Origin of the sequence: Acidithiobacillus sp. (genome assembly GCF_023255755.1) — a bacterium.
GTDB lineage: Bacteria > Pseudomonadota > Gammaproteobacteria > Acidithiobacillales > Acidithiobacillaceae > Acidithiobacillus.
On the sequence record NZ_JAGDVS010000110.1, the window covers coordinates 1 to 12,261 of the forward strand.

The 12,261-nt window shown below is 56.9% G+C and carries 13 protein-coding genes, 1 tRNA gene and 2 pseudogenes; 2 read left to right on the top strand and 14 right to left on the bottom strand.

The window, feature by feature from the left end:
- Window positions 1-307 (top strand): annotated as a pseudogene (locus Q0C48_RS07640) (sel1 repeat family protein); the annotation flags it as partial.
- A 167-nt stretch (window positions 308-474) separates the two neighbouring features.
- Here Q0C48_RS07640 and Q0C48_RS07645 read toward each other — a convergent pair.
- The 5 genes and pseudogenes from Q0C48_RS07645 to Q0C48_RS07665 all read right to left on the bottom strand — a co-directional run bounded on the left by Q0C48_RS07645 (window position 475) and on the right by Q0C48_RS07665 (window position 2,164).
- Window positions 475-924: a nucleotidyltransferase domain-containing protein gene (locus tag Q0C48_RS07645; RefSeq protein WP_170286749.1), complete on the bottom strand. Its 450-nt coding sequence runs from the start codon at window positions 922-924 to the stop codon at window positions 475-477.
- Between the two features lie 104 nt (window positions 925-1,028).
- On the bottom strand, window positions 1,029-1,382 hold the full coding sequence (locus Q0C48_RS07650; RefSeq protein WP_081577346.1) for a type II toxin-antitoxin system PemK/MazF family toxin: 354 nt from the start codon (window positions 1,380-1,382) through the stop codon (window positions 1,029-1,031).
- Window positions 1,379-1,648 (bottom strand): AbrB family transcriptional regulator, encoded by a 270-nt coding sequence (locus Q0C48_RS07655; RefSeq protein ID WP_010642066.1) that lies wholly within the window; start codon window positions 1,646-1,648, stop codon window positions 1,379-1,381. The genes Q0C48_RS07650 and Q0C48_RS07655 overlap by 4 nt, the downstream gene beginning before the upstream one ends.
- A gap of 172 nt (window positions 1,649-1,820) precedes the next feature.
- Window positions 1,821-1,925: pseudogene (locus tag Q0C48_RS07660) on the bottom strand (PIN domain-containing protein); the annotation flags it as partial.
- Complete coding sequence (locus tag Q0C48_RS07665; protein ID WP_031570256.1) at window positions 1,925-2,164, bottom strand: ribbon-helix-helix domain-containing protein; 240 nt, start codon at window positions 2,162-2,164, stop codon at window positions 1,925-1,927. The gene Q0C48_RS07665 and the pseudogene Q0C48_RS07660, both read right to left, overlap by 1 nt.
- Window positions 2,165-2,388: 224 nt before the next feature.
- Between Q0C48_RS07665 and Q0C48_RS07670 the strand changes: the two genes are divergently transcribed.
- Window positions 2,389-3,069, top strand: a complete 681-nt coding sequence (locus tag Q0C48_RS07670) for a hypothetical protein (protein ID WP_031570258.1) — start codon at window positions 2,389-2,391, stop codon at window positions 3,067-3,069.
- 335 nt (window positions 3,070-3,404) lie between these two features.
- Here the strand turns inward: Q0C48_RS07670 and Q0C48_RS07675 are convergent.
- From Q0C48_RS07675 to Q0C48_RS07715, 9 genes are all read right to left on the bottom strand, one after another.
- Window positions 3,405-3,496: transfer RNA gene (locus Q0C48_RS07675), tRNA-Ser, on the bottom strand.
- Window positions 3,497-3,564: 68 nt separating this feature from the next.
- Window positions 3,565-4,515 carry a protein translocase subunit SecF gene (secF, locus tag Q0C48_RS07680; RefSeq protein ID WP_291523099.1) on the bottom strand — a complete coding sequence of 317 codons (951 nt, stop codon included), beginning with the start codon at window positions 4,513-4,515 and terminating at the stop codon, window positions 3,565-3,567.
- 7 nt (window positions 4,516-4,522) lie between these two features.
- Window positions 4,523-6,307, bottom strand: coding sequence for a protein translocase subunit SecD (gene secD / locus Q0C48_RS07685; RefSeq protein WP_291523101.1), 1,785 nt, complete (start codon window positions 6,305-6,307; stop codon window positions 4,523-4,525).
- 10 nt (window positions 6,308-6,317) lie between these two features.
- The gene (yajC, locus tag Q0C48_RS07690) at window positions 6,318-6,653 is read right to left on the bottom strand and encodes a preprotein translocase subunit YajC (RefSeq protein WP_291523103.1); all 336 of its coding nucleotides are present in this window, start codon (window positions 6,651-6,653) and stop codon (window positions 6,318-6,320) included.
- 40 nt (window positions 6,654-6,693) lie between these two features.
- Complete coding sequence (gene tgt / locus Q0C48_RS07695) at window positions 6,694-7,809, bottom strand: tRNA guanosine(34) transglycosylase Tgt (protein ID WP_291523105.1); 1,116 nt, start codon at window positions 7,807-7,809, stop codon at window positions 6,694-6,696.
- The gene (gene queA / locus Q0C48_RS07700; protein WP_291523107.1) at window positions 7,806-8,843 is read right to left on the bottom strand and encodes a tRNA preQ1(34) S-adenosylmethionine ribosyltransferase-isomerase QueA; all 1,038 of its coding nucleotides are present in this window, start codon (window positions 8,841-8,843) and stop codon (window positions 7,806-7,808) included. The genes tgt and queA overlap by 4 nt, the downstream gene beginning before the upstream one ends.
- Window positions 8,844-8,851: 8 nt before the next feature.
- Window positions 8,852-10,177, bottom strand: coding sequence for a hemolysin family protein (locus Q0C48_RS07705; protein WP_291523109.1), 1,326 nt, complete (start codon window positions 10,175-10,177; stop codon window positions 8,852-8,854).
- 38 nt (window positions 10,178-10,215) lie between these two features.
- A complete protein-coding gene (locus Q0C48_RS07710) occupies window positions 10,216-10,809 on the bottom strand; it encodes a CBS domain-containing protein (protein ID WP_291523111.1) in 594 nt (197 codons plus the stop codon).
- Between the two features lie 63 nt (window positions 10,810-10,872).
- Window positions 10,873-12,087 carry an O-succinylhomoserine sulfhydrylase gene (locus Q0C48_RS07715; RefSeq protein ID WP_291523114.1) on the bottom strand — a complete coding sequence of 405 codons (1,215 nt, stop codon included), beginning with the start codon at window positions 12,085-12,087 and terminating at the stop codon, window positions 10,873-10,875.
- Between the last annotated feature and the right edge of the window lie 174 nt (window positions 12,088-12,261).

Below are 12,261 nucleotides of genomic sequence, written 5' to 3' on the forward strand. Positions count from 1 at the left end.
GGCGCACTGTCTGCTGCAGGCCTTTGTGGATTGTGTGCTGCAGGCCGACAGCGGCGATGCGCAGGCCCTGAATGAGGTCGGCATTTATTTTTTCTGGTCCGGCGAGTACAGCATTGCCGCCAACTATTTTGAGGCAGCCTCCAAAAAAGGCCACGCGGATGCCATGGACTTTTTATCGACCTGCTATTTCAACGGTCAGGGCGTTGACAAAAACCAGGGCCTCGGCCTGCGCTGGCTGGGCAGCGCCGCCGCCCTGGGGCATAGTCTGGCCCAGGGCAAATTGCGCGCGCTGGGGTTTGAGGTGTAGGAATAGACCTTGGTTCCTTGTTCGCCACGTCGATAAGCAGCTAGCCGCTTACTTGCTTCCTCAGCCCATAAGTGGTCAAGAGGCTATCAACGATTTTCAAGCGGTCCCTGGCTGAAAAGCCCACAGCTTGTTCAATGCGGGCGGCTTCCAGATCTGCTTGCGCCAGTTCAAACCACTGAATAGACCGCTGTATTCTTTCCTGGTCGCTCATATATTAACACCCCTTCCTTTTTTATGGTTTCTATCATGGGTTCAGATATTTTGGTTCCCAGGCGTACTTCTTCTGTTGACCAAACAATAATATCGCAGCCCCATGTAAAGCCTTGCTTCCTTACCATCTTGAGCAGATCAGAAATTGCATCCTGGCGTTTGGACCAAGGTAATTGCGCCACGGTTCCATCGCATTCCACAAAAATATCAATATCAGAATTCTCTGTGGCTTCTCTGCGGGCAACAGAACCAAATACCCATATGCGCGTTGACCCTATGCGCTTGATGAGTGCCGGGACTAAAAGCGTCTTTGCGGCAGACATACGACAATCGGATGCCGCATTGACAGTTTCACGAATGCGGGCCTGCCCCTGATTGAGCCATTGCCGAACTTCGCTTGAAATCATAAACATCCCGCAGCTTGTGAGTGTGCAAAACGCACTGAATCAGGAATAATAGATGCCATTCAGTATTCAGGCAATAGTTCAAAAAATGCTTGTGAAATAATCAGTTACCCCGGATCTATGATACTGGTTACCCGGTTGATGATTTCGCGCGTCGTTTGCTGGTCCAGAGTTTCAATGTATTTTACCTCACCGGCTCTGGCGCTGAGATCGAAGGTGCGCACCTGATTGCAGACGGCAACACCGGTCGTGTCGTGTTCCGCAATGACCACGGTCAAACCGTTTTGTCTGGCATGATTGCCGCCACTGGTGATAGGCACGCAGGTAACCAGACCGAGTTTGTTAATTTCGGTCGGTGTAATAACCACAACCCGATGCCGATCCCTTATCTCGTTTCCAGATGTCGGGTTGGTGTTGATCCAGTAAACGTCGCCTGGTGATGGTATCTTCCGGCCGATCAAAGCAACTCTCTTCCGACAGGCTCGCCCTCTCTGGCCCAGGCGCTGTTCTCAGTAAGGGCCTGCATGTCCTGGATAGTAACACCTGCGAGCAATTCCCCCAGGCTGTAGCGCCGCCGCTCACCGCGCGCTGGTCGCATAATGAGCGCGTGCTGGGAAACCTCAATACTCAACTCCTCACCAATAGTGGCATCCATCTGTCGCAGCACTTCTGCGGGAAGTGTCACAACCGCCGCGCCGCCTTGCTTGCGAATTTTTGTGATCAACATGGCGTAAGGCTCCTTTTTAACATTATCACTACGAATTGACAGGATAGCGTGAGTGTGACCTTTGTGCAACCAAGTTGTTGAGATCAGGCGAACGTTTCCGGGCTTCGCCGAATGCCTTCGTTATTTGCCGAGGCGCGATCAGTAGTTTGCCTGCCAGAAACGGTATGCCCGTAAGATCGAAACGATCCTTCTGCCACGCGCGATAGATGGCGTCCGGCCAACCGTGCGGCGACAGCAATGCGCTGAGCAGCACGTTGGTATCCAGGACGACCCGCATCAGTGCTCACGCGCCCATTGCACAGCTTCGTTCACGATAGCGGTCAAGTCGGCCTCGCTCACGTTTGCGTTTGCCGCCTTGGCCTCTTCAACAGTACGCTCGAAGATGTAGCTACGTACCGCCTGCTCGATGAAACGCGACAGGTCGCCCTTGCGCCCGCCGCCTTGCGATGCAGGGAACATGCGGACGGACTGATCCGTGTCTGCCGACACGGCAAGATTCCAGCGCACGGTGCTCATGATGCCCCCATTTGAATGTTTACACACATATGACGCATGATTCCGGAAAAAGGGCACCTCCGTGACCTTGGCGGCTAGCAGTCAGCAGGACCATCTTGAAATCCCATCAGTTCCATCTATATAAGTGGTTCATGACGTGTTGTTCTCGTTGATAAACCGTCATAGCGTAAACGCAACCATCATGGCATATCTATCTTGCTGACTAGATTTAAAAAGGAAAATTTATGTTTATAAAGCAGCAACGTGTTGTTCTGTCCATCACCCTTGGAGCTCTGTTTTCCACTATTCTACTTTCTGGGTGTGCCACCACGACGCCAACCACTACCACAAAAATGGCTTACGTCGTCTATGACGTGAAAACCCCAACTAATGTTTCATATCAGGATGTTGTCAATGCTTTTGTGTCTGGTACAAAGGAATATTTGTCAGGAGCTGCCGTTCAGGAGAATCCACCCCCCTATCCGTTGCCCGATCAACCCGGTCGTTTTCAAAATAGCCCGATGTCTCAAATGTCAGGCATGGGCGGATTGTCTGCCATTGCAGCGATGTCTGGGGCTGTCCTGCCCAGTATTGTAAGTTGTCCTGGAGCATCAGTGATCGCGCGGGGTGCAGATAACAGCTATTCCAAGTATGGCAAAAACGCGACTTACACATTTTGCCTTTACCCATACAAAGGCGGATATCAGGCTGATGCCGTCGGCTCATACACCAGCCAATCTGGTTTCTCCTCAAATCCTAATGTACTGGGTGCAGAATTAGGAGGATTATTTACCAAGGCGGTAGGGCTTGGTTCTCCATCCCAGTTTATTGAAGACACCTTCGGCAACGTCAGAAAGTCCTTGGCGAGTACTGGCTCTAAGGTGACCGTAGTCGACTCTTTTGATCCATTTTCCACAAATCAGTAAACCCAGCAACTCAGGTCAAAGGGCATCACTATCCTAACCTTCCATATAGTTACAATGGCATTTTTCAGGCTAGTTTTCTAGCGGCCTGCAGGGCACCCGCTGGGGGTGCCCTGCACTGCGGCTGCCGGATTCCCGGCGGTTGCGGGTCAACGATCCTTTTGCACAGCTGAAATTGATTGGCCGAAATCCAGTGGGGCGCAATACCTTTGGTGTTGTTCGATGTTCCGGAGATGTGAAAAGTCGCCCGTTGGATATGGCACAAAAAAGTGAGAACGCGGACTGGTTTCAACAGGTCATAAGCAAAGCGCGGTTTTTTTGTAATTCGTTGTTTTTATTGGCGGAGAGGGTGGGATTCGAACCCACGTGGGGCTATTAACCCCCATCCGATTTCGAGTCGGCGCCGTTATGGCCACTTCGGTACCTCTCCGTGGAAGCATACCTTAATCTTTCTTGACGCTGGCAGCAAGCCCGCAGCGCCGATAAGACTATACGCAACTATAAAGTAGCGCCGTCGTTACGATCCTTAGCACTGATAAACTGGCGTTTGAGGACGTGCTCCCGCTTGAGGCCCAGCCACAGCGCAATCGGGCTCGCGACAAAAATTGAGGAATAAGTACCCACCACCACACCGATAACCAGCGCTGTGGCAAACCCGTGAATCACCGGTCCGCCGAAGAGGAAGAGCGACAGGGCGACCATGAAGGTGATGAAACTGGTAATCACCGTTCGTGACAGGGTCTCATTGATAGCGACGTTGAAAATCTGCGCCACATCGCCGCTGCGGGACGCCCGCAGGTCCTCACGCATGCGGTCGAAAACCACCACCGTGTCGTTGAGCGAATAGCCCATGATGACCAGCAAAGCCGCAATCACGGTCAGGGAGAACTCTTCCTGACTGATGGCGAAAAAGCCCACTACCAGGATCGGGTCGTGGAGCATGGCGAGCACACCGCCCACAGCAAAACGCCATTCGAAGCGAAACCCCACATAAATCAGGATGCCCAGGGTCACGATGATGAGCGCCATGATCCCCTTATTCCGCAATTCCTTACCCACCTCCGGGCCAACATATTCCGTGCGACGCAACTGTACGTCCGGGTACTTCATCTGATCTTTCTGAAACACCTGCAAAATCTTATTACTCACCGCGCTGCTCTCACCGGGTACGGTGCGCAAGCGGATCAGCAGATCGCGATCCCCACCAAAGGTCTGCACCACCGCATCGTGAAAACCCGCCTGCGCGAGCGTCCCACGTACGGCCCCCAAATCCGGCGCCTTACTGAAGGCCAACTCCACCAACGTGCCACCGGTAAAATCGATGCTGTAGTTCAGCCCGCGCACCAGAAAAACGGCGACTGAAGCAACAATCAGCAGAGCGGACACACCCAGAAAAATCCAGCGTCTGGACATGAAGTCTACATGGGTACGGGCTTTGAACAGTTCCATTGCGGCCTCAGATATAAAGCTTTTGCACGCGCCGCTTACCGAGGGCGAGTTCGATGATGCCACGACTCATCATGGTCGCGGTAAACATGGACGTAATCACACCGATAGTCAGCACCAGCGCGAAGCCCTTGATGGCCCCGGTACCAAACTGGAATAGCACCAGTGCCGCAATCAACACGGTGATATTGGAGTCCACAATAGTGGCAAAGGCCTTCTTGAAACCGGCGTCAATGGCGGCGCGGGTGCTCATGCCAAGACGCAGTTCCTCGCGAATACGCTCGAATACCAGCACATTCGCATCCACTGCCAGGCCGATCTTCAGTACGATACCGGCAATACCCGGCAGAGTCAGCGTCCCGCCCATTATCGAAAGCACCGCCAGAATCGCCAGAATATTCACCAGGATAGCGAGGTCGGCAATCAGGCCGAAAGCCCGGTAATAAAGCGTCATGAAGAGCACGACAAAGAGCATGCCGAAGACCACTGCCATCACCCCGTCGTGGATGGAGTCCTGGCCCAGAGTCGGGCCAACAGTGCGCTCTTCCGAAATATGAACGGGCGCGGGTAACGCGCCAGCCCGCAATTCAATCGCGGCATTACTGGCGTCCTTCAAACCGGAGAATCCGGTAATCTGGGCCCGGCCTCCCGTAATGGCTTCACGTATCACCGGCGCAGTGACCACCTTGTTATCCAGCAGAATAGCCATGCGCTTGCCCACATTTTTGGTAGTCAGATCACCGAAGATGCGGGTCCCCTCATTGTTGAAACTGACATTAACAATGGACTGGCCGCTATTGTTGTCCACCCCCGCACTGGCATTACTGAGATAGCGGCCCGTGAGCACCGTATCCGTGTAAAGCACATAAGGCGCACCATGAACGCCGTAAAACAGGGCTGTGCCGGGCGGTAGATCACCTTTGAGGGCGGTCGCCATGTTGGCCTGGTCATCCACCATCTTGAATTCGAGTTGGGCGGTAGAACCAATAATGGATTTAGCGCGCTGGGTGTCCTGCACACCGGGCAATTGCACGGCGATATGCTCAGCGCCCTGACGCTGGATGACCGGCTCCGAAACGCCCAGTTCATCGATACGATTGCGAATAACGACAATGGCCTGCTGCAGCGCATCATTCTTCATTTTTCTGGCGGCATCGGGGGTGATACTTACGCCTAACACCGCGTTAGGCTGCAGGGTGACGGCATAATCGGGATAATGCCCGGCGACAACCTTTTGCGCCTGCGCCGCGACTGCGGCGTTTTCCATTTCAATGGCAAGGCTTTGCGGCCCGGTCATGTTGACCGCCAGATATTGCAGATTCTGGTGACGGAGGAAAGTGCGCAAGCTGCCGCTGTCCTGCTCCAGGGCATGCTTGATAACGGCATCGGTATCGACACGCAGCAGGAGATACACGCCGCCGCGCAAGTCAAGGCCCAGATTGACGGGCTTGCCACCGAGACTGCTTAGCCAGTCCGGCTCTGCAGACATCTGCGAAAGAATGACCTGGGCATTGGCCGGGAGTTTGTTTTGCAGTAAGGTCTCGGCCAGACCCTGGGCATCGTCGTTCGGGAAAAAGAAGGTGCTGCCCTTCTCATCCGAGCTGACGCGGGTGACCGGAATTTTGGCCGCTTGCAGCCAGCCCTCCAGCGTGGTCACCGGCGGCAGGATAGTCCCGGCGGGAGCGCGCACCTCCACCGCAGAGTGCCAGCCATAAAAGTTAGGCAGTGCGTAAAACAGGGAGGGCAATACGACGGCGAGGATAATCAGGTACTTCCACCATGGATAACGGGTCATGAACGAGCCTTTACAGTTTTTTCAATGTCCCTTTGGGCAACAGTAACGTCACTGAGGCCCGCTGAACTTTTACAATGACCCCTTCAGCAATTTCAAGTTGCACATAATCCTCACCCACTTGCATGATCCGCCCGGCCAGACCACCCTGAGTAACCACTTCATCCCCCTTGGAAATCGCCGCAATCAACTGGCGTTGTTCTTTCGCTTTTTTCATCTGCGGACGAATCAGCAGAAAATAGAAAATAGCGAAAATGATAACCAGCGGGATGACTTGCATAAAGACGGAGTCCGGACCTGCCCCCGCCGCGGTTCCGGCATAAGCGTTGGCGATAGGCGAAAAGTTCATAAGCACTCCAGGTCAGGTCTGAGGGCCGCCATTGTAGCCTTTAGGCGTCAACTAGGGAACCAGCGCGACGGCGGCGGTAGAAATCGTCTGCAAAAGCATCCAGGTGACCGGCAGCAATGGCCTCCCGCAGCCCTGCCATCAGCTCCTGGTAGTAGTGCAGATTGTGCAGGGTGTTCAGGCGTGCGCCGAGGATCTCATGACTGCGCTGCAAGTGGCGCAGATAAGCCCTGCTGTAGTTCTGACAGGTGTAACAGGCACAAGCCGGGTCCGGCGGCAGTGCGTCTTTCTCATAACGGGCGTTACGCAGCTTGAGGATGCCATCACGGGTAAAAAGCCAGCCGTTGCGGGCATTGCGGGTGGGCATCACACAATCGAACATGTCGATACCACGACGTACGCCCTCGACCAGATCCTCCGGTGTGCCGACTCCCATCAGGTAACGGGGCCGATCTGCGGGCATCTGTGGCATGAGTTCCTCCAGCACCTGCATCATCTCCGCCTTGCTCTCCCCTACCGAAAGTCCGCCGATAGCAAGACCGGGGAAATCCAGTCGCTGCAATCCCGCCAGAGAACGCTGCCGTAAATCCCCATACATTCCCCCCTGGACGATGCCGAAGAGCTGACCCGGCCCGGCATAAGAGGCTCGGGAGCGCGCCGCCCAGCGCAAAGAAAGCTCCATGCTGACACGGGCTTCTTCATAGGTGGCCGGATGGGGCGTACATTCATCGAAGACCATAGCGATGTCCGAACCCAGCGCCGCCTGAATCTGCATGGACTCTTCCGGTCCCAAAAAGACCTTGTGGCCATCGGTGGGCGCACGAAACTGCACTCCGGCCTCCGTCAGCTTGCGCAGCGCACCCAGACTGAAGACCTGGAAACCGCCCGAATCGGTGAGGATGGGCCGATCCCAGTGCATCATCTTATGCAGGCCGCCTACCGCGCTGATGACCTCCAGGCCGGGACGCAGAAAGAGGTGAAAGGTGTTACCGAGGATAATCTCGGCCCCGAGCGTCTTCAACTCCTCGGGAGACATGCTCTTGACGGTGCCGTAGGTACCCACCGGCATGAAGGCAGGCGTCTGAATATTACCGCGGGGCAGGTGTAGAACGCCGCGCCGCGCCGCGCCATCACTGGCCAGCAGCTGATAAATACTCATCGGCGTCCGGCCTGAGGGGATATCAACATAGCATCTCCATAACTGAAAAACCGATAGCCCTTTGCCACCGCGTGGCGATAGGCAGCGAGCATGGACTCCGTACCAGCAAAGGCACAGACCAGCATGAGCAGCGTGGATTCCGGGAGGTGAAAATTGGTCAACAGCCCATCAATCACCTGAAAGCTCTTACCAGGATAGATGAACAGACGGGTCTCTCCGGTGTATGGGCGCAGCGTTCCATCCTGCGCTGCTGTCTCCAGCGCACGGCATGCCGTGGTGCCTACGGCAATCACCCGCCCGCCCCGCGCCTTCGCGGCGGCAACAGCAGCCACGGTCGCCGCGCTGACTTCCATGGTTTCGGCATGCATGGGGTGCTCGGTAATGTCGTCACTGCGCACTGGAAGGAAAGTCCCGGCACCGACGTGCAAGGTCACAAAGGTCCGCTCAACACCGCGCGCCGCGAGGGCGGCCATCAGGTTCGCGTCGAAGTGCAACCCGGCGGTGGGTGCGGCCACTGCACCGGGATGCGCCGCATAGATGGTCTGATAGCGCTCCCGATCAATGGCCTCCGGCATCCGCCGGATGTAGGGCGGCAGGGGCATACTCCCTTCGACTTCGAGAATGGGTAACCATTGGGCATCCGCAGACAGGCGCAAACGAACGTCCATGCCATCCTTTTCCTCTACCGTAGCCACGGCACCACCCGGCAAATGAATGGACATGCCCGGCCGCAACGCCTTGGAGGATTTTGCCAGAAACCAGCCCTCCTGAGCATCGATCATTCGGTCGAGCAGCAGTTCGACCGCGCCACCCGTCGCTTTGCGGGCCTGCAAACGCGCGGGAAGCACACGGGTATCGTTGAGTACCAGCAAGTCTCCGGGCTGGAGGAGGTCGGGCAGATCGCATATCTGCGCATCTTCCCAAGTGCCTTGGCGGCCATCGACGATGAGCATGCGCGCGGCACTGCGTTCCGCGAGAGGTGCCTGGGCGATCAGCGCATCAGGCAATTCATAATAAAAATCACTTTTCTGCATGGAGCGTATCAGGAAAACCAGTCGGATTCAGGTTGGTCGGGGTGCGGGATCACTTGCACCAGTGTGATGCGTGGACCTTTTTTACGCAAGACCACCACGTCGAAGTTGGGAAAAGCGATCCGCTCTCCCTCTTCCGGAACCCTTTCGAGCTGATGCATGACCAGACCGCCGATGGTATCCGCAGTCTCCTCGTCAATGTCGATGTGCAGGCTGCGCTCCAGGGAATACAGCGAGAGGCTGCCAGAACCTACCCAACTGCCGTCAAGGCGCCGCCGCCACTCCCGCCGCTGGTGCCGGAACTCATCGGGGATAGCGCCGAGCAGACTTTCCAGCACGTGATCCAGCGTGACAAAACCGGTGATGGTGCCCAGATCATCCACCACCAGCGCAAAATGCGGGTGGCCGGAACGAAAATGGGTAAGCAAGTCCATGGCCGGTAACGCCCTGCCTACGGAAGGTAGCGGGCGCAGGAGTGTTTTCAGGTCACCCAGGTCCGGGTGCTTTGACAGGGTCGCAAAAGCATCCTTGACGTGGAGCAGACCGACCACATGCTGGCGGTCCCCTTCGCACACCGGATAACGGGTAAAGCGATGGCGCATCATCACCTGGCGGATCTCTTCCGGGCTGTCTTCCAACATCAGACAGACCATCTCGGCGGCGGGACGCATCAGGTCCCCGGCCGTCAGTTCCGTAAAATCGAGGGTGCGATCGAGGATATCTCCGGTGCGCTGGCCGAGGGTGCCCTGCGCCTGACTGAGGGCCAGGATCATCGCCAGTTCATCGCGGGAATGGGGTGCATCGCCGGCATGCTGATCCACGCGCAGCGCAAAGAGGCGCAACACGATGCGGGTCGCGCCATTGAGCACCCAGATCGCCGGGTACATGAGCCAGTAAAAAGCGTAAAGGGGCGCACCGGTCCACAGGGACACTGCCTCCACCTTGCGGATGGCTAGTGACTTGGGTACCAGCTCGCCGATCACAATGACGATGAAGGAGATCAGGGCAAAGCCGATTGCAAAAGAAACTGATCGCAAGGCCGTCGGATCGGTCACCCCAACAGCCCGGAAAAGAGGTTGGAGCAAACGCGCTACGGTGGGTTCGCCCACCCAGCCGATACCCAGAGAGGCAATAGTAATGCCGAGTTGGGTAGCGGAAAGATAGGCGTCGAGACGATGGTGCATCCGCATGAGAATGCGCCCGCGCAGCCCATGCTCCTGGGCAAGGGTACGGGCATGGGTACTGCGTAATCGCACCAGCGCAAATTCTGCCGCAACAAAAAAACCATTCAGCAGAATCAGCAAGGCTGCCAGCAGCAGCCCGTTGATCTCATGCACGGGAGACCACTCCCGCCCGCGCGTGGCGGGGGTCTCGTTCAGTCATCACTGGTGATGAGTTGCTCCAGCCCGGCAAAACTCTGCACCACATCATTGGTCTGAATAGACACCCCCAGTTGTCGCGCTATCTGGCTGATGGAAAAAACACCGCGAATCTCTTCACCGCGGGGCGTTTCCTCGCGCACCAGGGCGTGCTGACGCCCCGCCTTGCGCAGGGTCAGGACGACATCCCCCACGGTAGACCGCTCCACCTCAGCGAAGTCGAGCACATCAATCTGACCCAGAGGCACCATGACATCCTGCACCTTGATGGAGTCCCGCGCGACATGGTTTTTGGCCGCCAGTTTGACGGGCTTTTCACCCATGATGTCACGGGCAGTGGCCAGACCGATCAGCGTACCGAAGTCATCCAGCACAAAAAGCATACGGACACCCACATGAATCATGCGCTGCATGGCCTGATCAATGGTGGTTTCCGGCTTCGTCGTCGCAGCGGGCACCCGCCTGAGGTCGGTCATACTTTTGATCGCCATGTCGCTGGGCGTCACTGTCAACGGCATCCCATTATCAAGCACGCAGATACGCGTGTCCGGCTTGAGTCCATGACGTTGTAATGCACGGAATCTTGTCATTTCATTATCTCCGCAGTTGGAAAAGTGGCTGGAAAACTCGCTCCTGTCCAAGGATAGCGCAAATCAGCGGCTTGCAAGAGCGGCAAAGCCGCGCTCCAAATCATCGCGCAGGTCGTCAGCATGCTCCAGTCCGACACTGATCCGCAGCAAACCATCGCCAATCCCCGCCGCTGCCCGTGCTTCAGGACCGACCCGGCTGTGGGTCGTGCTGGCAGGGTGCGTAATGGTGGTCTTGGCATCGCCGAGATTGGCGGTCAGGGAGAGCAGGCGCAGGGCGTCCACAAAGGCCCAGGCCGCCATCTGCCCACCATGCAGGTCAAAGGACAGAATAGCACCCGGCAGGCGTTGCTGACGCGCCGCGAGGGCCTGCTGTGGATGACTCTTGAGGCCCGGATAATAAACCCGCGCCACTTCCGGCCGTGCTTCCAGCCATTCGGCAATCTGCTGGGCATTGGCGCAGTGACGCGTCATGCGCAGTCCGAGGGTCTCCAGACCTTTGAGCTGCACCCAGGCGTTGAAGGGGCTGAGACTTGGGCCCGCCGTGCGCACGAAATTGCGTGGCCCGCTGTTGAGCAGTTCGGTACTGCCGCAAACCGCACCGCCCAGGGTTCTCCCCTGCCCGTCCAGGTACTTGGTGGCGGAGTGAATGACCAGATCGGCGCCAAACCTGAGGGGCTGCTGCAAGGCCGGGGTACAAAAACAGTTGTCCACCACTAGCCAGGCATCATGGGCATGGGCCAGATCCGCCAGTGCCTGCATGTCGCCAATCTCGGTAAGCGGATTAGAAGGCGTTTCAAGGAAGAGCATCCGGGTATTGGGACGCAGTGCCGCGTGCCACGCCGCCACGTCCGCCAGCGGCACAAAACTGGTCTCCACCCCGAAGCGGCCGAGAATATTACTGAGCAGTTGCACCGTCGTACCAAAAATAGAGCGGGAGGCGACGACATGATCGCCCGCCTTGAGCATCCCCATGAAGGCGGTCAGGCAGGCGGCCATGCCGGAGGCCGTGGCGACACAGGATTCTGCACCCTCCAGCGCGGCAAGCCGCTCTTCAAAAGTACGTACGGTGGGATTGGTGAAGCGCGCATAGATATTCCCCGGCGCCCGTCCGGCAAAGCGCTCCGCGGCCTCTTCTGCCGAGTCGAAAACAAAACTGGAAGTCGGGAAGATGGCCTCGCTGTGCTCCTGCTCCTGGGTGCGGTGAATACCGGCGCGGATGGCGAGGGTCTCCGGGCGGAGATGTGCCGCCCAGTCCGGGTTGGAATCCTGAGAGTTCATCGCAGCTCCTCGATCAGATGCAATTGACGCGAGCCATGTCCTTCCGGCGTTGGCAACGGATAGTCATCACTAAAACAGGCGTCGCAGAAACCCTGCCCACGCCCGCCCACGGCCTCATAAAGCGCCTCCAGACTAATGTAGCCCAGGCTGTCGGCACCAATGATTTTACGCACC

Excerpts from the sequence above, each read along its gene's own strand:
- Q0C48_RS07645 (WP_170286749.1), bottom strand. The coding sequence starts at position 924 with ATGATTTCAAGCGAAGTTCGGCAATGGCTCAATCAGGGGCAGGCCCGC.
- Q0C48_RS07655 (WP_010642066.1), bottom strand. The coding sequence starts at position 1,648 with ATGTTGATCACAAAAATTCGCAAGCAAGGCGGCGCGGCGGTTGTGACA.
- Q0C48_RS07665 (WP_031570256.1), bottom strand. The coding sequence starts at position 2,164 with ATGAGCACCGTGCGCTGGAATCTTGCCGTGTCGGCAGACACGGATCAG.
- Q0C48_RS07670 (WP_031570258.1), top strand. The coding sequence starts at position 2,389 with ATGTTTATAAAGCAGCAACGTGTTGTTCTGTCCATCACCCTTGGAGCT.
- secF (WP_291523099.1), bottom strand. The coding sequence starts at position 4,515 with ATGGAACTGTTCAAAGCCCGTACCCATGTAGACTTCATGTCCAGACGC.
- secD (WP_291523101.1), bottom strand. The coding sequence starts at position 6,307 with ATGACCCGTTATCCATGGTGGAAGTACCTGATTATCCTCGCCGTCGTA.
- yajC (WP_291523103.1), bottom strand. The coding sequence starts at position 6,653 with ATGAACTTTTCGCCTATCGCCAACGCTTATGCCGGAACCGCGGCGGGG.
- tgt (WP_291523105.1), bottom strand. The coding sequence starts at position 7,809 with ATGAGTATTTATCAGCTGCTGGCCAGTGATGGCGCGGCGCGGCGCGGC.
- queA (WP_291523107.1), bottom strand. The coding sequence starts at position 8,843 with ATGCAGAAAAGTGATTTTTATTATGAATTGCCTGATGCGCTGATCGCC.
- Q0C48_RS07710 (WP_291523111.1), bottom strand. The coding sequence starts at position 10,809 with ATGACAAGATTCCGTGCATTACAACGTCATGGACTCAAGCCGGACACG.
- Q0C48_RS07715 (WP_291523114.1), bottom strand. The coding sequence starts at position 12,087 with ATGAACTCTCAGGATTCCAACCCGGACTGGGCGGCACATCTCCGCCCG.